The organism is Micromonospora sp. NPDC023966 (assembly GCF_040639095.1).
In the GTDB taxonomy this organism is placed as follows: Bacteria; Actinomycetota; Actinomycetes; order Mycobacteriales; family Micromonosporaceae; genus Micromonospora.
Map to the genome: position 1 here is coordinate 1 of NZ_JBEZZJ010000047.1, position 20020 is coordinate 20020.

15 protein-coding genes are annotated in these 20020 nt (G+C 69.8%); 2 read left to right on the forward strand and 13 right to left on the reverse strand.

All coding sequences use genetic code 11. The features are described 5' to 3' along the window. Nucleotides 1-483 precede the first annotated feature (483 nt). From AB0F68_RS32580 to AB0F68_RS32590, 3 genes are all read right to left on the reverse strand, one after another. A complete protein-coding gene (locus tag AB0F68_RS32580; protein WP_357345254.1) occupies nt 484-900 on the reverse strand; it encodes a YeeE/YedE thiosulfate transporter family protein in 417 nt (138 codons plus the stop codon). Beyond that, complete coding sequence (locus AB0F68_RS32585) at nt 900-1556, reverse strand: YeeE/YedE thiosulfate transporter family protein (RefSeq protein ID WP_357345255.1); 657 nt, start codon at nt 1554-1556, stop codon at nt 900-902. The genes AB0F68_RS32580 and AB0F68_RS32585 overlap by 1 nt, the downstream gene beginning before the upstream one ends. 2804 nt (nt 1557-4360) lie before the next feature. Continuing rightward, nucleotides 4361-5290: an SDR family NAD(P)-dependent oxidoreductase gene (locus AB0F68_RS32590; protein WP_357345257.1), complete on the reverse strand. Its 930-nt coding sequence runs from the start codon at nt 5288-5290 to the stop codon at nt 4361-4363. A 565-nt stretch (nt 5291-5855) separates the two neighbouring features. On the opposite strand from AB0F68_RS32590, the gene AB0F68_RS32595 reads away from it, so the two are divergent. Further along, nucleotides 5856-6269 (forward strand): DUF6069 family protein, encoded by a 414-nt coding sequence (locus AB0F68_RS32595; RefSeq protein ID WP_357345259.1) that lies wholly within the window; start codon nt 5856-5858, stop codon nt 6267-6269. A gap of 909 nt (nt 6270-7178) precedes the next feature. On the opposite strand, the gene AB0F68_RS32600 is transcribed toward AB0F68_RS32595, so the two are convergent. From AB0F68_RS32600 to AB0F68_RS32645, 10 genes are all read right to left on the reverse strand, one after another. Further along, complete coding sequence (locus tag AB0F68_RS32600) at nt 7179-7946, reverse strand: SDR family oxidoreductase (RefSeq protein ID WP_357345261.1); 768 nt, start codon at nt 7944-7946, stop codon at nt 7179-7181. Between the two features lie 76 nt (nt 7947-8022). After that, entirely contained in the window at nt 8023-9474 is a 1452-nt protein-coding gene (locus AB0F68_RS32605) for an aldehyde dehydrogenase family protein (RefSeq protein WP_357345263.1), read from the reverse strand. Beyond that, the gene (locus AB0F68_RS32610) at nt 9471-10514 is read right to left on the reverse strand and encodes a P1 family peptidase (RefSeq protein ID WP_357345265.1); all 1044 of its coding nucleotides are present in this window, start codon (nt 10512-10514) and stop codon (nt 9471-9473) included. The genes AB0F68_RS32605 and AB0F68_RS32610 overlap by 4 nt, the downstream gene beginning before the upstream one ends. A gap of 8 nt (nt 10515-10522) precedes the next feature. Next, complete coding sequence (locus tag AB0F68_RS32615; protein WP_357345267.1) at nt 10523-11752, reverse strand: M20 family metallopeptidase; 1230 nt, start codon at nt 11750-11752, stop codon at nt 10523-10525. Next, nucleotides 11749-12663, reverse strand: a complete 915-nt coding sequence (locus tag AB0F68_RS32620; RefSeq protein ID WP_357345269.1) for an ATP-binding cassette domain-containing protein — start codon at nt 12661-12663, stop codon at nt 11749-11751. Before AB0F68_RS32620 ends, AB0F68_RS32615 begins: the two co-directional genes overlap by 4 nt. Then, on the reverse strand, nt 12660-13664 hold the full coding sequence (locus tag AB0F68_RS32625) for an ABC transporter ATP-binding protein (RefSeq protein WP_357345272.1): 1005 nt from the start codon (nt 13662-13664) through the stop codon (nt 12660-12662). The genes AB0F68_RS32620 and AB0F68_RS32625 overlap by 4 nt, the downstream gene beginning before the upstream one ends. Further along, nucleotides 13661-14533, reverse strand: coding sequence for an ABC transporter permease (locus tag AB0F68_RS32630; protein WP_357345273.1), 873 nt, complete (start codon nt 14531-14533; stop codon nt 13661-13663). Before AB0F68_RS32630 ends, AB0F68_RS32625 begins: the two co-directional genes overlap by 4 nt. Beyond that, nucleotides 14530-15477, reverse strand: coding sequence for an ABC transporter permease (locus AB0F68_RS32635; protein WP_357345276.1), 948 nt, complete (start codon nt 15475-15477; stop codon nt 14530-14532). The genes AB0F68_RS32630 and AB0F68_RS32635 overlap by 4 nt, the downstream gene beginning before the upstream one ends. A gap of 4 nt (nt 15478-15481) precedes the next feature. After that, the gene (locus AB0F68_RS32640; RefSeq protein WP_357345278.1) at nt 15482-16993 is read right to left on the reverse strand and encodes an ABC transporter substrate-binding protein; all 1512 of its coding nucleotides are present in this window, start codon (nt 16991-16993) and stop codon (nt 15482-15484) included. 67 nt (nt 16994-17060) lie between these two features. Further along, nucleotides 17061-18113 (reverse strand): isocitrate/isopropylmalate dehydrogenase family protein, encoded by a 1053-nt coding sequence (locus AB0F68_RS32645; RefSeq protein ID WP_357345280.1) that lies wholly within the window; start codon nt 18111-18113, stop codon nt 17061-17063. Between the two features lie 233 nt (nt 18114-18346). On the opposite strand from AB0F68_RS32645, the gene AB0F68_RS32650 reads away from it, so the two are divergent. After that, a complete protein-coding gene (locus AB0F68_RS32650) occupies nt 18347-19783 on the forward strand; it encodes a P1 family peptidase (RefSeq protein WP_357345281.1) in 1437 nt (478 codons plus the stop codon). The last annotated feature ends 237 nt before the right edge of the window (nt 19784-20020 follow it).

The window sequence follows — 20020 nt, forward strand, 5'->3', positions numbered from 1 at the left end:
GAGATCGACACTTCGGAAAAGTCACTTCCCGGACCCGCCACACCCCAGCCTAGAACACCCCTCTTGATCATCACTTGACACAGAGGGGTGCCAGATGAGTGTGCGCATCCTCGAACTACTGAACCAAGCGCCGAACCTCGATTCGGGCCCCGGGCACTTCGTTGCTGCGAACGGTGCGCTTGTCGCCTCGATAGTGATCGACGCGGTCGTCTGCCGCTTGCGGTGGACCGCGCCATTTTCGGAACCCGAATACGCCCTCCATCGCATCCAACCTCGGCTTGACCCGGACCAAGCCACTCCTGGTGACCGCCTCACGGACCGCGGCCTTCCACGCATGCTCGGCTGCTGACGAGTGGCTGCCTCCCCACCCAACACCCCAGGTCACAGCCCCGCAGACGCCCAACTCAGCAAAGCGTGAGCCAAGTCGGGTAAATCGGAAGTTGACCATCGCGGAGACGTGCCGTCCGAGTCGCTCGCGTTCGGCTACCGCTCGCAGGATCCGCTGTCGAGGTGGAAGTACCTCGTGTTCGCCCAACGGCAGAGCCGGATGCCGACGACTATGCCGGCGATCGTGACCAAGGCGGGGAGGTACCCGCTGGCGACTTGCACGATGGGGATCGCCGGGCAGCCACCCGAGATCGCCCAGCCCGCGCCAAACAAGATTGCGCCGGGGATTACGCCGGCGTGGATGCGACCTGAGGTCCGGCGGACGCGCAATACGGCGAATACCACGACGATGATCGCTACGGCGCCGGCGAAGGCCAGGAACATGCGCAAATCCTGGAAGGTGAACATGCGGTTCAGTTCGGCGTAGTCACCGAACCCGATGTTCGCGACGGTATAGCCGAGAGCCAGCCCAGCGATGACGTTAGCGATGGTGATCCCGCCCCGGGTACGCATCAGATCACCTTCCACAGCAGGAACGACACGAGGACGCCGGTGCCGAAGAAGACGGCAGTCGCGACGCTGCTGACCGGCTGTAGCCGGCCACAGCCATTGAGCCCGTGACCGCTGCTGCACCCTCCGGCGAGACGGGTACCGAAGCCGACGAGTACACCGCCGACGAACAACGCGCCAATCATTTCGATCGGTTTGTCGGTCACGATCTGGCCGAAGGCGTCGCCCATGTCGAGGCGGAGCTGGAACCGGCCGGCGGTAACCGCCGCTATCCACCCGCCGCCGAAGATTGACAGGAGCAGGGCGACCTGGCTGACCAAGGGAGCCGGGAGCAGGCTCGCCAGTGAGGAGCTCGGGGAGGCAGGTGGTCGCCCGTCCTGTCGCGGTGCCCGCGCGTCGCCGTGCGGGGCGGGATGCGCAGCAGGTGCCGCCGAACCGGCTCCGAACTGGTCGGCGGCGGCCGCGGCGAGAGCCTCGGCGAGGACACGTTCGTCAGCGAACTGCTCGTTCACGCGTTCGACCCGGCGTTCGGCGCGCCAGTGCAGCACGCGGTCCCACGCACCGGACACCCCGAAGGATCGATCGGTCGTGACGGCGTAGTTGATGGTGGTGAGAGCGAGCCCGGCAGCCCCCGCCCACCAGGGCCAGTATTCAGTCATGCGGGACCTGCAATCCAATCTACGAGTCGGGTCCACCACCGGACCCGCCGAGGCGCTGGTGGGGACGATGGGGTTCTAGAGGGGTGCGAACCCGGTGCGGACGAGCCAGGGGTGAAGCCTTGAGCGGGTGCCGGTAGCGGGTTGGGCTCCCGGGCCGGCACCGGCTCGAACCGCTGCGAGGACCCCGGATCGAGTCGTGACGGGGGTGTCTGGCGTGCCGTGTCGGACCCCACACCGGCGGGTACGCGCCCCAGCAATATCGCGTCGGCTCCATTCGGCAGGAGCGTGATCGGTACGAGCTGGCCCGTCCGGGACAGCTCGTACCGAGCGCACGTCAGCCAACCCTCGGCACTGTCGCAGTAGTGGTTGCGCCAGGCGCTCAAGCTTGCGTTGAGCAGAGGGAAGAGGGGACAGTCCTGAGCGTGTGAGCAGCCCAAGTCACTCCGATCTGACCAGCGTCACCCGGCGAATGGGTGGGATGGCATGAGTTGGAGGGGCAGGTCTCGGTCAGCAAGCATACATACCGTATGGACGACTGACGATCGACAGGCGACCATGTCGAACGCCGCTTTGATCAACGGCCTGGTCACGCCCCACCACGGCCTGGTCGCGGTCGGACGGCCGTTGCCCGTGCGCGCCGAGCGTTCGCGCTGCGCGGCACGCGCAGATCCCATGCCGGCGCGCCCTACGCCTCCGGCCACCGAGGGTGCTGTCGTTGTGGACCGGCGAACGTGTTGAAGCGATGTGGGTGAGACCAGCCGGGAAGCGCAGTCCGCTGCAGTCAGGCAGGCGAGCGCGTCGGCGGCCGCACAGTTCGACGGGATAGTCGCCGACTTGGCCAGCCGGACGTCCGCGCTGAGGTCGGTCGCGAGCTCGACATCGGACGCCTGTCGCGCCGACGTCCCGTCCCCCGTCGACATGGACGTCGCCTGCCGCGACACATACGGTTCGGGCGCCTACGCACAAACGTCGAATCCTGACGATTCATACGCCTGGCGGTGCTACCGCTGGCCACCCGTCACTCGAGCAGTGGTACCCATGCTGCGGCGACGTTTCCGTCGCGTCGCGCCTCGCTGAGCCGTTGAGCTGGAAGCGGCTCGGGGTGCACTGTCTGCTGCAGGGGACCAACTCCGTAGACGGCGGCGACGCCGCCCAGCGCCCTTGCGGCGGTCGTCCAGGTGGACGGTATCTCGGCGACGCCGTAGGCGAATACATGACCGGTCGGGTCACGCAACGCGAGGCCCGTAGCGCCCAGACCCACACCCCAGGTGGTCACCCTCGCCGGATGTGTCGCCGATGCCCAGCGCGGCAGGCCCAACAAGATCGCCGCCTCCACCTGCGCCTCGCACCGCGAGCCAGTGAGGGTCTCCGTCCACGCGGCGCTGGCTGGCTCGAACCACGCGACGGCGATCCCCACCGGTCCTTCGGCGTGAGAAGGCTCCCCTGGCTGCGGGATGGGACAAGGAGCAGCCCACGGCGTCTCCTGGCTCGTCACCCACACGTGCAGCCGTTCACCGCCGCGGCGTTTCGCATCATCGGCGACGGCAAGCACCCATGCATCGCTGACCTTGTCTCGCGCGCCTGAGCGATCCGGGTGGTTTACCGGTGGAGTCGGCTCCGTAGCACCTGCGCTTTCCGCAGCCGGTGATCCATCCAATACCTCTCGCGATGTTGCTGATGTCCACGGGCGGCGTGCGTTCGCCGGTTGAGTGGACCTGGGTACTGCCGCAGGTACGGGCTTGAACGCATCGACTCCATTCGGCAGGAGCGTGATCGGCACGAGCTGGCCTGTCCTGTACAGCTGGTACCGAGCACATGTCCGCCAACCCTCCGCACTGTCGCAGTAGTGGTTGCGCCAGGCGCTCAAGCTTGCGTTGAGCAGAGGGAAGAGGGGACAGTCCTGAGCGTGTGAGCAGCCCAAGTCACTCCGATCTGACCAGCGTCACCCGGCGAATGGGTGGGATGGCATGAGTTGGAGGGGCAGGTCTCGGTCAGCAAGCATACATACCGTATGGACGACTGACGATCGACAGGCAACCATGTCGAACCCCGCTTTGATCAACGGCTTGGTCACGCCCCACTACGGACAGAACCCGGGCCGTGTGCATGGCGAAAGGCCGCGAGCGGCCCAGGAAGGCGGACACCGCGGCACGCAGAACGAGCTGATCAGTCGGTACAACGTTGGCAGCGGAAGCAGGAGAGGTTGTCATACATCACCGTGCGTCACCAGCGGTGATGAACGCCAGTCCACCGGGAGCGGCAGAACGTGCACGTGATCTTGTTCCCGGAGACCAGCGAACTCTCTGCGCAGTAGGCGGGCTAAGAATGTGTCGCCTCTTGTCCAAGGGCGCGAGCGAGGCGGCGGACGGCCTCGTCCATGAGGTCGGGTGGGGCTGCAGCGTAGGTCAGGCGCAGGTGCGGCGCCGGGGGTTCGGCCGCGTACCAGGGGCGGCCGGGGAAGACAATGACGCCTTCGGCGGCAGCTGCGACGGCCAGGGCGACGTCGTCGGTGCTTCCAAGGGCTCCAAGGGCGCCGTCTCGTGAACGGCTCCTTCCCACTTTCGGCTGCCTCACTCTCGGCGGTGACGGAGGGACGTCAGCCGAGCAGGATGCGGGTGTCGTAAGAGTGGGAAGCCGACACGCCTGGACATCTGACGCTTCACCAACTGGTCTTCGTGTTGACCCCTGCGATCGCCCTCCACGCCACCGCTGCTGACGCTTGAGCAACCAGCAACCAGCGACCACCACCCGAGACAGCGGACGCCGCTGCCTGCTGTGCGTGACGCGGGGCGTCATGCTGGCGGTCAGCCTGGGGTCGGTCGGTTCCTGCGTGTTCGCGCGACGCCCAGCCATTCACCGAGCCGACGGCGGACCCGGCTGCGGCGATATCCGCCGTGCACGGCCCCGGTTGGTGGTGGATCGAACAGCGATCCGAACCCGGGTGCGGCTGTGGTCGGCTTGGTCAGGAACGTCGCGCTCCACCGGGCGACCAACGACTCGGTGACTCGCGGCGCCATTCGGTGGGCGGACAACGCCAGGTGTGAGAGCACACCGGTTGTTACCTGCCTGCGCGGGCGGCGGGCGCACGCGAGGATCGTGGCAGCGAGACGCTCAGGTGCGTACGCGGGCGGGATAGCCCGTAGTTGGCGGCCGGAGTGGTTGGCGGCCCGCTCGAAGAACGGCGTGTCGACCGGCCCGGGTAACACGAGACAGACCCGTATCCGAGGATGACGGGCGACCGCCTGCTGAAGGTTCAGGGCCAGCCCTCTGATGGCGAACTTCGTCATGGAGTAGAGCGGGACCAGCGGGTTCGGGAACACTGACAGCAACGATCCGAGGAGCACGAGGGTGCCGTGGCCCTGCGCCTGAAATGTAGCTAGGGCGGCGCGGGCGCACAATGCGATGCCGAATACGTTGGTGTCCACCAGCCGACGAATCTCGTCCACCGATTCAGAGCCCAGCGGCCCGGCAATGCCGACGGCCACCGCTTCGACCCAGACGTCTATCTGCCCGAACCGCTGCACCGCCAGCCGGGCCAACCGCTCGACGGCCGCTGGATCTGCAATGTCGGTCGGTACAACCAGCACCTGCCCGCCCCGTGCTCGGCAGTCGTGTTCCACCTCCGCAAGCGCTTCTTGGCTGCGCGAGGCGAGCACCAACCTGGCCCCTTCGGCAGCGAACGCCAACGCGGTAGCGCGGCCAATTCCACTCGACGCCCCCGTGATCAGCACCACGGCGTCACGGAACGTTCTACGCCTGACCATCACACCTCCCGCAGCGCAGCAGAGCGCGATCAACCATCTACCCACGGGTGTGACAATCACTCCCAGGGCGCATCACGCTGCCTGGCCTTTCCGCGGCAAAGCCCCGGAAGCCAGGAGACGCGTTGATCATCGCCGGCTGACGGCCGGGCTTTCGATGCCGCAAAAGAGCCGGTCGGTGAGAAGGCGGGGTCGGCGAGATCCCACGACTCGGTGAGGCGCTCGCCGCGACGAGTGGCCGCCGCGGCGCTGCTCCGCGCCGCTCAGACGTATCCGGTTCTGCTGCCGAGGGTGCGCGACAGGGCACGGAGCGCATCCCGCCACAGGGTCGGGGTCAAGGCCGGGCCGTGATTGGAACTGGCGAGGGACAAATCTTGATCATGCGGCAATGCGATGCCCTGCAGTCCCCCGTGGTACTTCGCCCGGCACGAAAGTTTTCGAGAAAGTTTGGGCGGGCTTGTCGATTGGAGTTGGTCCTTTTCGTCGTCCTGGTGAGAGCCCGGTACCGAGCCGGTCCATACACCCACTGGAGGCCACGATGACCACCACCGTGAACACGACCCACGCCACCACTTCGGCCTTCGGTGCGATGATCCGGACCGGCGTCATCGCCGCGATTGCCGCGAGCGCCGCCACCATGGCCGTCGCCGCCGCCGGCCACGCGGCAGGCATCAGCCTCGATATCGCCGACGCCCCGATCCCGGTGGCCGGGTTCGGCGTGCTGACCGCTTCGTTTTCGCTGATCGGCGTGGTCATCGCCGCGCTACTGTCCCGTTTCGCCCGGCGTCCCCGGCGGACGTTCGTCCGCACGACGGTGGTGCTGACGGTCCTGTCGCTGGTGCCGGACGTGATCGCCGACGCCGGGGTGGCCACCAAGGTGCTGCTGATGCTCACCCACCTGGTCGCGGCCGCGATCGTGATCCCCGCTGTCGCGCGTCGCCTGGCCGCCTGACCTGTCACCATTCCACAGTCGAGTCATCGGAGTGTCGCGTCATGAAGCAGTACCTGCTGTCGGTGCACTTCGTCGAGGCTTCGCAGCCAGGAACTCATCTACCGCCCCACCCTGCATGTCTGAGTCCGTCCGTGCAGTCTCACCCCGCCACCCGGCCGAACCTGACCCGCAGTTCGCGCCATCGCACGGCGGCGGCGCGGGAACTGGGTCCTTCGGTGACACGTTGCCGCAGCCAGGTGGCCGGAGATCGTCGCGCTTCGTACGCCGCTTCGGCTGGTCGGCCTGGAAGCGCCGGCTCGGCTTCCCGAGTCGCCCGGAAACCGCTCCGCTTGGTTTGATGTTGGGAGCTGCTTGCCAACACCATAGTGATGATCTTAGGTTTCATCACGGCGATGGCGGAGGGCAACGGCTGGCTTCCCCAGCATCCGGCCGCCGGCTCGCCGACCCGACGCGCAGCACGTGACCATTCCGCCCGCCGTCGCCCGGCCCGCGGGCGAACATTAGATGCTTCCTTGCTGCTCAGCTGAGTGACCCAGAGGGCCGAGCTGCACCGACCAATCGGCACGACAATGGCCCCGGCGATCAGCGGTGGTCGCCCTGCTGCTCGACGGCGCGCTGCACGGCCCGGTGGATCTGGCGCTGAGCGGGTGTTCCAGGTGCCGCACTGCGGATCGACACGTGACCGACGCGACCCGAAGGTGCCTGCCCGGGCTGTGCAACCTCATCCCGGCGGATTCACAGCCGCTACCCCGCGCAGACTGATCGACCGCGGGACAGCCAACCTCCCGCCGCGCGATCATGCCGCCCCGCCCCGCGCCGCCCGTTGGACCGGCTGCACTCCGCTACACGGGAAGCGGGTGCACACACTGCCTCGGTCATGGCGAGTGCATCGCTGGCGCGTCAGCAGGCTCAGTTGGGCGGCTCGAAACGGCCGTCGACCGCGGTCCACCCGCCGTCCACGATCAGGCAGGTGCCGGTGACGAAACTCGCGGCGTCGCCGGCGAGATAGACCACCGCACCCGCCATCTCCTCCGGTCGTGCCCAGCGTCCGAGCGCGCTTTTGGCGGCGTACGCGTCGTACCACTCCGGATTGGCCTTGATCTGTGCCGTGAGGGGCGTCTCCACGACGCCGGGGGCGACCGCGTTGACCCGGACACCGCGCGGCCCGAGTTCGGCGGCGGCGGTCCTCAGCAGCTGCACCAGACCAGACTTTGTCGCCGCGTAGACGCCCTGACCCGGTTCCACGGTGTAGGCGCGGATGGAGGAAAAGCCGATGATGCTGCCCCTACCTCGCTCCGCCATCCCTGCGCCGAAGGCGCGAACCAGCGCGAAGGAGGCTGCAAGGTTGAGCCCGACGACCCGGTCGAACTCCTCCTGCGTGTAGTCCAGCAGACGCTTACGGACGTTCGTGGCGGCGGTGAAGACCAAGATGTCCACATCGCCCAGTTCAGCCGCGGCCAGGGACACCGCCGAGGCATCCAGAACATCCAGAACGTACGCGGAGCCGTCGTCCATCCGGGCGGTGAGGGCGGCGGATTCAGCGTCGCGGTCGGCGCAGATGACCTCGGCACCGTGCGCCGTCAGCGCCCGGGCGCATTCGCGGCCGATGCCGCTGCCGGCCCCGACCACCACGGCCCTTCGACCGTCGAGCCGAAACAGCTTTTCGTACGCGGGCATGGCTCACTCCTCATCCTCTGCAGCAGTTGCTCATGGACAGGCCGCGTGATGCGCGCCCATGACGTCGACAGGGGGTTCAGGCCGGCCGGATGATCGCCATCCGGGTCACGGTGAGTTCCTCCACCGCGAAACGAGGGCCTTCCCGGCCGATGCCGGAGTCCTTGACCCCGCCGTAGGGCATGTTGTCGGCGCGGAATCCCGGCACCTCGTTCACCACGACCCCGCCGACCTGCAGCCGCTCGACCGCAGCGAAGGCGGTCGCCAGCGACCGGGTGTAGACGCTCGCGTGCAGGCCGTACCTCGATCGGTTGACCACGTCGAACGCGCTGTCGATGTCGGGGACCGCGCGTACGCACACCACCGGGCCGAAGATCTCCTCGTCCCAAGCGGCCAGGCCGTCCGGCACGTCGGCGAGGACGGTCGGCCGGAGCATCCGCCCGTCGACGTCACCGCCCGCCACGACCTTCGCGCCCGCCGCGACGGCCTCGCCGATCCAGTCGTGGACCCGCCGGGTCGACCGCGCGTCGATCAGCGCCGCGACCCGGGTCGCCTCGTCACGGGGGTCGCCCACGGTCACGGCGGAGACCCGATCGGTCAGCAGTCCGAGGAACTCCTCGGCGACCGGCGCCTCCACCAGCACCCGCTGCACGGAGATGCACGCCTGGCCGGAGGCGTAGTAGCCGCCGCGTACCACGGCGTCGGCGGCGGCGGCCAGGTCCGCGTCGGCGGCCACCACCAGGGCGGCGTTGGACCCGAGTTCGAGCAGGACCTTGGTCGGTGCGGCCGCCCGGGCGATGGTGTGTCCCACGGCGGCCGACCCGGTGAACGACACCGCGCCCACCCGCCGGTCGGTCACCAGCGTCTCCCCCACGTCCACGCCACCGGTGACGAGCTGCACCGCCTCCGGCGGCAGCCCCACCGCCCCGCCCGCCTCGCGCAGCAGGTGCACGAGCCAGAGCGTGGCAAGCGGCGTCTGCGGCGCGGGCTTGCACACCACCGGGCAGCCGGCCGCGAGCGCCGGCGCGATCTTGTGGGTGGCGAGCAGCAGGGGATAGTTGAACCCGGCGATGCCGACGACCACGCCGATCGGCCGGCGCGTCCAAAACCCGATCAGTCCCTCGCCGGACGGCAGCAGGTCCAGCGGCACCGTCTCACCGTGCAGCCGGGCGACCTCCTCGGCCGCGCTCTCCAGCGTCACGAGGGTACGGGCCACCTCCGTCCGGCAGTCGACCAGCGGCTTTCCGGTCTCCAGCACGAGCAGTCGCTCGAACTCCTCGCGCCGGGCGGCGAGCGCGTCGCGGGTGTGCAGCAGCGCGGCCCGGCGGACGTGCGAGGGAAGCCGCGCCACCGTGTCGGCGCTGGCCACCGCGGCGTCCAGCGCGGTGCGCGCCAGCTCGGCGTCGCCGAGCGGCGCCTCGGCGACCGCCGACCCGTCGTACGGGAAGCGCACGGGCGCGGTCGGCGCCGGGACCCAACCACCGCCGACCGGCAGGCCGGCCGGGAACGGTGCCTCGGACAGGCTCATCATCGCCTCCATCCTTGAACGGCGCTGGGAAAGACCTCGGCGTACGCGCGGTATCCCCCGGCGCTGCCCGCCGCGAGGATGCCGTGGACCACCGCCCGGGCGAACGCGTCCGCGGCCGCGGCGAGCACCGCGTTGAACGCCACCGGGTCGAGGCCCGGACCGGCGCAGGTCGCCAGGGCGAAGACGGTGTCGCCGTCGAACATCGAGTGGACCGGCCGGATGGCGCGGGCCATGCCGTCGTGCCCGATGCCGGCCAGCTTCTGGCACTGGGCCTTGGTGAGCGTCCCGTCGGTCGCCAGGACACCGATCGTCGTGTGGAACGACGCGCCGACGCCACGGCCGGCCGCCACGGGCGCTTCGGCGGCCTCCAGGGCGGCGGCACGCTCCCGCTGGTCGGGCGGGCGCGCGCCCTCGAACTCGCCGGCCAGGCCGAACCGTGCTCCGTACAGCTCGCCGGTGGCGGGGTCGACGGTCGAGCCGACGGCGTTCACCACGGCCAGCGCGCCGACGGTCACGCCATCCACGACCACGCTGGCCGAGCCGACACCGCCCTTGATGCCGCCGGCCACCGCACCGGTGCCCGCCCCGACGGTGCCGAGGGCGACCGGCCCGTCGGTCGCGGCGTCGTAGGCGGCTGCCCCGAACTCCGGGCCGGGTGTGGCGCGGAAGTCGCCGCCGCGACCCAGGTCGAACAGGACCGCGGCGGGAACGATCGGTACCACCTGCCCCGGCTCGGTGCCGACGGGGAAGCCGATCCTGGCATCCGCCAGGCGGTCCATCACACCGGCGACAGCGGCCAGCCCGTACGCGCTGCCGCCGCCGAGCACGATCGCGTGCACTCGGTCGACCAGGTTTCGCGGGTCGAGCACGTCGGTCTCGTGAGTGCCGGGGCCGCCGCCACGGACGTCGACGCCGGCGACCGCCCCGCCGGGCGGAGCGACCACCACCGTCGTCCCGGTGAGCCAGCCGTCACCGATCCGCTGATGGTGACCGACCCGGAGACCGGCGACGTCGGTCAGGGTGTTGCTCGGCCCAGGTCGCATCGGGGCGGTCACCGCCCACCGACCGGGCGGGGCGCGTTCAGGAACCGGCGGGCCGCCTCGGCGTAGACCCTGGTGGATCGGACGATGTCGGCGAGCTCGACGTACTCGTCGGCCTGATGGGCGATCCACTTGCCGCCGGGCCCGTAGACGACACTCGGCACGCCGCCGCGGGCGGTGAGGATCGTGCCGTCGGTGGTGCCCGGCACTCCCCCGTACATCGGCTCCTCACCCGTCACGACGGTGTGCGCCTCGGCGAGTGCGGCGACCACCGGGGCGTCGACGGGCGTGTCCACCGGCGGCCGGTCGACCAGGACCGCGACCTCGGCGCGCACCTCCTCGTCCGCCCCCAGCGCCGTGGCGATGCCGCGGACCCGCTCGACCAGGGACGGGTGGTCCACTCCGGGCACGGTGCGGACGTCGATTGCAACGGTCGCGTACGCGGGGATCACGTTGATCTGGTCGAGGTCACCCGCGCTGGCGACCGTCGGGGTGACGTACGGCAGGCCGAGGTGGGGATGTGTGCCGTGCCGGGACTGGAGTTCCTGCTCCAGCTCGGTCAGTTTCAGCACGAAGGCTCCGGCCGTACGGATGGGGTTGCGGGCGTGCTGCGGCATGGCGCCGTGCGCCATCCGACCGTGGAAGTCCACCCGGAACCGGATCGCCCCCTTGGACACCGGGCAGATCTCGCCGGCCTCGGGTTCGCACACGATCGCCGCGTCGACGTCCGCGGCGAGCCCGGAGTCCACGAAGTGATGGACGCCGAGCATCAGCCCTTCCTCGTCGGCGAGAGCGCACACCTTGATCCGGCCGGGGAACGGCCCGGCCAGCTGCAGGGCGCGGACGGCGTACAGCATGGCCGCCACACCCGCCTTCATGTCCGCGGAGCCACGGCCGTAGAGCCGTCCGTCGCGGATCTCCGCCCCGTACGGGTCGACGGTCCAGGTGTCGAGAGCGCCCTCGGTGACGACGTCGGTGTGCCCTTCGAACATGAGGGTCGGCCCGTCGCCACCGCCGCCCTCGACGACGGCCACCACATTGGGGCGGCCGGGCGCGGGCTCGGAGACGACGGGGTCCCAGCCGAACTCGCGCATCTTGGCGGCGACGAGGTCGGCGGCCGGTTGTTCGGACCGGCCGCTGGCGGGGTCGTTGACGCTGGGGATGCGTACCAGAGCCTGGGTGAAGGCGACCACGCCCTCCTCGTCGACGCGGATGGTGTCAACCTGGGCCGAGACGCTCATCGTTGCTGCGGCTCCTTCCGGTCTCTGTCCGCCGCGTGGGCCGCGAGGGCCTGGCGCAGCGTGGGCGCAGCGGCGAGCAGCGCCTGGGTGTAGGGGTGGGTCGGGCGCTCGTAGATGGCGGTGGTGGGGCCGCGTTCGACGATTTCGCCCTCGTGCATCACGACGACCGTGTCGCACAGGTGCCGGACGACCGAGAGGTCGTGGGAGACGAAGACCAGCGTCAGCGAGAACTCGTCGACGAGGTCCATCAGCAGGTTGAGGATCTGCGCCCGGACCGAGACGTCGAGGGCGCTGACCGGCTCGTCGGCGACCAGGACCTTCGGATGCGGGGAGAGAGCCCGGGCGATCGAAATCCGCTGTCGCTGGCCACCGGAGAACTGGTGCGGGTATCGATTGGCGGCTGCCGCCGGGAGCCCGACGGCGTCGAGCAGTTCCGCTACCCGGGCCCTGGGGTTCGGGTGGCCGAGCGACACGAGGGGCTCGCTGACGATGTCACGGACGGTCATCCTGGGGTCGAGCGAGCTCATCGGGTCCTGGAAGACCATCTGCAGGTCACGGCGAAGGAACTTCAGAGACCGGTCCGGCAGCCGGGTGATGTCCCGCCCGGCGAAGCTGATGGAGCCGGAGGTCGGGCGGTCCAGCCCGGCGAGGAGCCGGATGAGGGTCGACTTGCCCGAGCCCGATTCGCCCACGATGCCGAGCCGCTGCCCGTACGCGATGTCGAGGTCGACCCCGCGGAGCGCCTCGACCGCCGGGCCGGGCCGGGTCAGCGAGCGACGGGGACGCCGGTAGCGGCGGGTCACCTGCCGGGCGGTGATCACCAGGTCCCGTCCGATGCTCCCGGTCACCGGCACCGCGTCAGCGGTGACGGGGGCGGGCACGGGCGTACCGATCTGCGGAGTCTCGGTCATCGGTTCTCCCCCACCGGGTGCCAGCAGGCGAACCCCCGCGCGGGGGTACCGGACCACTCCGGCGCCCGCTCGCACCGGTCGGTCGCCCTGCCGCATCGGGTGCGGAAGACGCAACCGTCCGGGAACTCGCCGCCGTTCGGCACGGCCCCGGGAATCGTCCGCAGACGCCCACGCTCGTCGACGACGGTCAGGTCGGAGGCGGCGATCAGCCCTTCGGTGTAGCGGTGCCGGGGCGCTGTGAACACGTCGTACACGTCGCCGGTCTCCACCACCCGGCCCCCGTACATGACCAGGACGCGCTGGCAGACCGAGGCCACGACAGCCAGGTCGTGGGTGATGAAGAGCAGCGCGGTGTCCCGCTCGGCGGCCAGCTCCAGGATCAGGTCGAGCATCTGCGCCTGCACCGTGACGTCCAGGGCCGTCGTGGGTTCGTCGCAGATCAGCAGCCCCGGGTCGTTGGCCAGCGCGATCGCGAGCATCACACGCTGGCGCTGGCCGCCGGAGAGCTGATGCGGGAAGGCCCGGGCGGTCGCCCTCGGGTCCGGCAGCCGCACCCTGTCGAGCAGCTCGACCGCCGCCGCGACCGCCTCGGCCCGGCTCTGTCGCGTCCGGTGCAGCAGCATCACTTCCGCGACCTGGTCGCCGATGCGCATCACCGGATTCAACGCGGTCATCGGTTCCTGGAACACCATGGACACAGTCCTGCCACGGACCTTCGCGAGCTGGCGCTCACCGGTCCGCAGCAGGTTCTCGGGCATTCCGCGCAGGCGGATCGATCCGGTGGCCCGCAGGCCCTCGGGCAGCAGGCCCATCAGCGCCAGCGCGGTCAGGGACTTGCCGGACCCGGACTCACCGATCAATCCCACCCGCTCGCCGCTGCCGATGGTGAGCGAGACCTCCTCCACGAGGGGAACCGGACCTACCCGGATGCCGAGGTCGTCGACCGCCAGCACGGCGTCCGTCGCGGTCCCGGTGCCGGATGCCCGCGCCGCGGCCGTCATCGGTGCTCCCGCAGCTTGGGGTCCAGCCAGTCGCGCAGCCCGTCGCCGAGCAGGTTGAAGCCGAGTACGGCGAGGGCGATGGCGATGCCGGGCACGAACGCCAGGCGGGGCGTCGAGAACAGGAGTTCCTGCGACTCCTGGAGCATGCGGCCCCAGGAGGGGGTGGGTGGTCGGGTGCCGAAGCCCAGGAACGAGAGCGCGGCCTCGGCCAGGATGGCGATGGCGAACGACACCGACGCCTGGACGATGAGGATGCTGGCGATGTTCGGCAGCACGTGGCGCAGTGCGATCGCGAGCCGGGAGCGCCCGGCGGCGCGGGCGGCGAGGATGTACTCGGTGTGCATGACGCCGAGGGTCTGGCCGCGGGCGACTCGGGCGAACGCCGGGATCGTCGCGACCCCGATCGCGATCATGGCGGTGAGGGTGCTCGCGCCGAAGACCGCGCCGAGCATGATCGCGAGCAGCAGCGCGGGGAACGCGAAGAGCAGGTCGTTGGCCCGCATGACCACCTCGCTGAGCCAGCCACCGGCCATGCCGGCGAGGACGCCGAGCGGCGTGCCGATTACCGCGGCGACGCCCACCGCCACGATCCCGACGAAGAGCGTCGTACGGGCACCTACCATCAGCTGGCTCGCCACGTCCCGGCCGAACTTGTCCGTGCCGAGGAGAAAACCGTCGCTGAACGCCGGTGCCAGCCGGTGCGCCGCGTCGACGTGCACGGCGTCGTGCGGCGTCCAGACGAACGAGGTCAGGGCTGCCAGCACCACCAGTGCCACCAGAGTGCCGCCGACCATGATGCTGGCGTTGACACGGTGCCATCGGCGGTACGCGCGGTCCGTGGGGGCAGGAAGGTTGTCGAGTGCGGTCATCGGACCCCCCGCAGTCTCGGGTCGAGCAGGGCGTACAGGACGTCGACCAGGAAGTTGATGCCGAGTACGGCGACGACGAGCACCATGACGGTGCCCTGCACGAGCAGCAGGTCGCGGTTGGCGACACCGTCGAGCAGGAGACTGCCCAGGCCGGGCAGGGTGAAGACCCGCTCCACCACGACGGCCCCGATCAGCAGCGTGGCCAGCTGCAGGCCGAGGACAGTGACCACGGGGATCGCGGCGTTGCGCGCGCCGTGCTTCCACAGCGCCCGGTAGAGCCCGAGTCCCTTGGCGCGGGCGGTACGGATGTAGTCCTCCCGCATGACGTCGAGCACCGCGGATCGGACGTACCGGCTGAGTACCGCGCCCTGCACCAGGCCGAGAGAGAGGGACGGCAGCAGCAGTTGCCGGAGCCAGGTGGCGGGGTCCTCCGCCAGCGGGGTGTAGCCACCCGACGGAAGTGCCTGCCAGGTGACGGCGAACAGGTACACCAACAGGATGCCGGCGAGGAACGCCGGCACGGCCACGCCGACCTGGCTGAGCCCGGACAGGAGCAGCCCGCCGACGCTGCGGTGGCGTACCGCGGCGGCGGTGCCGAGCGGCACCGCCACCACGATGGCCATCAGCATCCCGAACAGCACCAGCCAGAGCGTCACGCCCAGCCGGTCCACGATCTGCGGACCGATACGGTCCGTGGTGACGTAGGAGACGCCGAAGTCACCGGCCGGTAGGCCCGACACCCAGTCCAGGAACTGGGTGGTCAGGGGCCGGTCCGTGCCGAACTCGGTCCGTTTGGCCGCCACCGCCTCCGCCGTGGCGTTGACACCCAGCGCGACCTCGGCCGGGTCGCCGGGAAGCACCGCCATGACCGCGAAGACGACGACCGAGGCGACGGCGGTGCTCACGACGAGCACCGCCGCGCGGACCAGCAGGTACAGGCCCATCGGGTCAGGCCTCGGACGGAGACAGCACGCTGAGCTCGAAGGACTCGGACACCAGGTTCTTCGGCAGACCGGTCATGCCCTTCTTCGCCACGATGAGGTTGGGGAAGAGGAAGAGGAAGTCACCGGCGGCGTCCTCCGAGATGATCCGCGCGGCCTCCTTCATCGCGGCGACCTGCTCGTCCTCCGTGCCCGCGTCGGCCTTGGCGAACAGCTCCTGCACCTGAGGGTTGTTGTAGCGCAGGTAGTAGTCCTTGTTGCCGAAGACGGCGGTGATGTCGCGCGGCTCGACGTGGTTGATGATGGACATGTCGTAGTCGGCCTGCTTGAACACGACGTCCAGCCACCGGGCGGGAAACTCCAGCGGTTCGATGTCCACGGTGATCCCCACCGCGGCGAGCTGCGACTTGACCACCTGGGCCGACGCCACGGCATAGGGCAGGTTGGGGATGCGCATCCGCAGCTTGAGGTTGCTCTGTCCGGCCTGGGTCAGCAGTTCCTTGGCCTTCGCCGGGTCGTGCGGGTACAGGTTGGTCAGGTCCTCATACCAGGGGTCGGTCGGCGGCACCATGGTGCCGATGAGCTGGCCCCGCCCGGCCCAGGCGGTGTCCAGCAGCGCCTTGTGGTCGATGGCATACCGGATCGCCTGGCGGACCCGCTTGTCGTTGAGCGGAGCCTTGGAGTTGTTGAACGAGAGGACCACCTCGCCGGTCGTCGTGCCCTCGATGACCTCGTACTTCGAGGTGTCGGAGAACTGCTGGATCGACTCGGGGGCCTGGACGGCGGAGATGACGTCGATGCCGCCGGTCAGCAGCGCGTTGTTCAGGGCCGTGGCGTCCTTGAAGTACTTGAGCACGACCTTGCCCACCTTCGGCTTCGTGCCCCAGTAGTTCTCGTTGGCCGAGTAGGTGATCGCGTCGCCGCGACGCCAGGAATCCAGCTTGTAGGGGCCGGTGCCGACCGGCTTGTTGGCCAGGTCGGCGACCCCGTCGCGGCTGAACATGGCGCCGATCCGGGTGGTCATCTTGTACAGCCAGGAGTTGCTCGGCTTGGCCAGGGTGACGACCGCCGTGGTGTCGTCCTTCTTCTCCACGTTGGCCACGACGTCCATCGCCGACTTCAGCGAGACCTTCCAGTCGGTCTTGACGCGGTTGATGCTGAACACGACGTCGTCGGCGGTGAACTTCTTGCCGTTGGTGAAGGTGACATTGTCGCGCAGGTGGAACGTGTAGGTCTTGCGGTCGGGGCTGACCTCCCACGACTCGGCGAGCAACGGCACGACCTTGCCGTCCTGGTCGAGTTTGACCAGGCCCTCGTAGACGTTGATGAGCAGCGCCTGCGGGATCGCGGCGCCGTCGGTGCTGGTGAAGTCGAGGTTGGCCGGCTCGGCGACGAAGCCGACCGACAGACTCGAGGTGGTGGCGGAGTCTCCCGAAGTTCCCGATGAGCATCCCGCGGCGGCGATCGCGAGCGTAACGGTCGCGGTCACCGTCACGAGCCGGGCGAGCGGTCGTGTCACGGCTTTTCTCCTGGTGCGGGGGCCGGGCGGGGCCGGTCCGGCTGGCGAACGGACGGGTGGGACGTGATCACGGTGCGGTGCTGGTCTCCACGACGGCCAGGATCTCCGCCGCGACTTCCTTCGTGGTGGCGATGCCACCGAGATCGGGGGTGTGCAGGGAAGGATCGCGCAGCGCAGTCGCGACCGCATCGCGCACGATTCGCCCGGCCACCGGCAGGCCGACGTGGTCGAAGAGCATGGCTCCCGACAGCATGCACGCGACCGGGTTGGCCACGCCACGCCCGGCGATGTCCGGGGCCGAGCCGTGCACTGGCTCGAAGAGCGCCGGCACATCGCCGCCGGGCAGCAGATTCGCGCTCGGCGCCATGCCCATCCCGCCGACGAGCACGGCCGCGAGGTCGGAGAGGATGTCGCCGAACAGGTTGCTGCACAGCAGTACGTCGAGTTCGCGGGGCTGTTGGACGAGCCGGACGGCCATTGCGTCGACCAGCACGTTCTCGCACTCGACGTCAGGGTTCTCCGCCGCCACCTCGGCGACGACGGAGTCCCAGAGCGTATAGCCGTGGCGGAGCACGTTCGACTTCGTCACCAGGCTCACCCTGCCCCGCCGGGTCCGTGCCAGATCGAAGGCGTACCGGGCGGCTCGCAGGATAGCTGGCCGCGAGTGGACCGCCACCTCGATGCCGACCTCGTGCGCAGTGGCGGTGTGCGCGCGACCGCCGATGCCCGCGTACTCCCCCTCGGTGTTCTCCCGGACGATGACGAGGTCGATCCCGTCCGGCTCGCGCAGCACGGTCGTCACGCCGGCCCAGGATTGAACGGGCCGGACGTTGACCGCGAGGTCCAGAGCCTGCCGCACCCCGATGATCAGGCCCCAGATCAGCTCGTGGTCGGGCACGTCCGGCCGGCCGACCGCCCCGAACAGCACCGCGGGAAACTCGCGGAGCACGTCGACGGCGTCCGCCGGCATCGCTCGGCCGGTACGCAGATACCGGTCACCGCCCCAGTCGAGCTCGACAACGTCCAGCATGCTGCCGGCGCGCGCGGCGGCCGCACGGAGCACGGGAAGGCTCGCCGAGACGACCTCGGGGCCCACGCCGTCGCCGGGAATCACTGCCACGCGGAGATCCTGCACGTCGAGCTCTCCGTTCTATGCGGATCTATGCGGATCTATGCGGACGCTCTTTACCTTGCCTGGTCTGACCAGTAGCCTCAGTGGACCCCACGCTCTCACTCGCCCGCAGGAAAGGTCAAGAGCTCAACCCCACGGTCTTCGCTGGAACCGGGGTCCACCGATGCGGACACCGCAGCGGATCCGACACCACTCCACACAGAGGGGATCTCATGACATCCATGGCTTCGCGGTCCGCCGCACTGCTCGCCGGGGCGCTGATGTTCTCGGTCGCCACCGTCGGCATTCCGGGTCCCGCCGCGGCGGCGGACACCCCCGGCCTGCCCGGCAAGTACAACGCGATCACCGACGTCCCAGGCATCCAGGTCGGCCAGGTCCAGTCCACCCGAGCCCCGTACCTCACCGGCAGCACCGTCGTCTACACCCCCCGCATGTCCGTGACCGGCGTCGACCAGGAAGGCGGCGCGCCGGCCACCAAGGAGACCGACCTGCTCGATCCGCTCAACTCCAACCCCGGCGTCAACGCGGTCATGCTCGGCGGGAGCAGCATGTACGGGCTGTCCGCCGCCGACGGCGTCATCCGCTGGCTCGAGGAGCGCGGCGAGGGAGTCAAGGTCGGCAACGGAGTTGCTCCGATCGTGCCGGCCGCCGACATCTTCGATCTCGGCCGGGGCGGCAACTTCCGGGCCCGTACCACCCCCGGCTGGGGCTGGCTCGCAGCCGAGAACGCCAAGGCGAGCGCCGTCGCGCAGGGTGTGGTCGGCGGCGGCACCGGGGCCCGCTCGGGTGGGCTGAAGGGCGGTGTCGGCACGGCCAGCATGGTCCTCGACAACGGCGTCGTCGTCGGCGCCATCGTCGTGGTGAACTCGGTCGGGTCCCCGGTGGACCCGCGGGACTGCTCGCTGCTCGCCGCCCGGTACGAGGTGGCCGGCGAGTTCCGCGGCCTGGCGACGCCGAAGAAGCAGGAGTGCAACCAGCCCGGCGCGTCCGGCGCCAAGGCGGAGGAACCGTCGATGAACACCACGATCGCGGTGGTCGCGACCAACGCGCCGCTGGAGAAGGCCGCCGCCGCCCGGATGGCCACCAACGCGCACGACGGCCTGGCCCGGGCGATCAACCCGATCCACACGCTGAGCGACGGCGACACGGTATTCGCGATCTCGACCGGCGACGGCACCCCGTTGCGCGTCAACGCCGACGGTGGCCAGCTCAACCGCATCTTCAACGCGGCCGCCGATACCCTGACCCGGGCGGTCGGGCACGCGATTCTCAACGCCACCACCGTCGGGACGGCACGGAGCTACTGCGACCGGTACCCCTCGGCGTGCAAGAAGGTCACCTCGCTGCCGGCGGACCAGCGCGGCGAGGCGCCGGAGGTCACGGCTGAGTCGCTGGCCTCCGCCACCGCGAAGGTCTCCGACGGCACCCCGCCGGTCGGCGGCTCGTCGGCCACCGGGCCGGCCGCCCAGTCGAGCGCTCCGGTAGCCGAGGAGAAGAAGGCCGACGGATCGCGGCAGCCGGTTTCATTCAGCAGCGCCGCCTCTCCCGGCGGCAACGGCCCCTCCCCCCTGCTCGTCAACGGAGGGCTGGCCTTGGTCGGGCTCGGCGGGCTGGCCGGCGCTTTGTTGATCCGACGCCGAGCAGCCACCAGGAGTTAATCCCAACCCGGAGAACGACACTTCGCGGAATCGGCCGGCGTGACCGGACCGTCGCGCCGGCCGAGCGCCGTGGGGCGTTACCATTCCGGGCAGACGGCCGTATCTGGTCGGATCGCTTCGCCCCACCACCGCGATCCCGCTGCGTCGCGAGCGCTTCTGCAGACTTTGAGAACGAGGGGTAGCCAGTGGCCCAACGGCCGCGATTTCAGCCGGTCCAGCCCGTGCGGGCGTACGAAC

Bases quoted from the DNA above. Each gene is read 5' to 3' on its own strand.
- AB0F68_RS32580 (WP_357345254.1), bottom strand. From the start codon at position 900: ATGCGTACCCGGGGCGGGATCACCATCGCTAACGTCATCGCTGGGCTG.
- AB0F68_RS32585 (WP_357345255.1), bottom strand. From the start codon at position 1,556: ATGACTGAATACTGGCCCTGGTGGGCGGGGGCTGCCGGGCTCGCTCTC.
- AB0F68_RS32595 (WP_357345259.1), top strand. From the start codon at position 5,856: ATGACCACCACCGTGAACACGACCCACGCCACCACTTCGGCCTTCGGT.
- AB0F68_RS32600 (WP_357345261.1), bottom strand. From the start codon at position 7,946: ATGCCCGCGTACGAAAAGCTGTTTCGGCTCGACGGTCGAAGGGCCGTG.
- AB0F68_RS32605 (WP_357345263.1), bottom strand. From the start codon at position 9,474: ATGATGAGCCTGTCCGAGGCACCGTTCCCGGCCGGCCTGCCGGTCGGC.
- AB0F68_RS32610 (WP_357345265.1), bottom strand. From the start codon at position 10,514: ATGCGACCTGGGCCGAGCAACACCCTGACCGACGTCGCCGGTCTCCGG.
- AB0F68_RS32615 (WP_357345267.1), bottom strand. From the start codon at position 11,752: ATGAGCGTCTCGGCCCAGGTTGACACCATCCGCGTCGACGAGGAGGGC.
- AB0F68_RS32620 (WP_357345269.1), bottom strand. From the start codon at position 12,663: ATGACCGAGACTCCGCAGATCGGTACGCCCGTGCCCGCCCCCGTCACC.
- AB0F68_RS32625 (WP_357345272.1), bottom strand. From the start codon at position 13,664: ATGACGGCCGCGGCGCGGGCATCCGGCACCGGGACCGCGACGGACGCC.
- AB0F68_RS32630 (WP_357345273.1), bottom strand. From the start codon at position 14,533: ATGACCGCACTCGACAACCTTCCTGCCCCCACGGACCGCGCGTACCGC.
- AB0F68_RS32635 (WP_357345276.1), bottom strand. From the start codon at position 15,477: ATGGGCCTGTACCTGCTGGTCCGCGCGGCGGTGCTCGTCGTGAGCACC.
- AB0F68_RS32650 (WP_357345281.1), top strand. From the start codon at position 18,347: ATGGCTTCGCGGTCCGCCGCACTGCTCGCCGGGGCGCTGATGTTCTCG.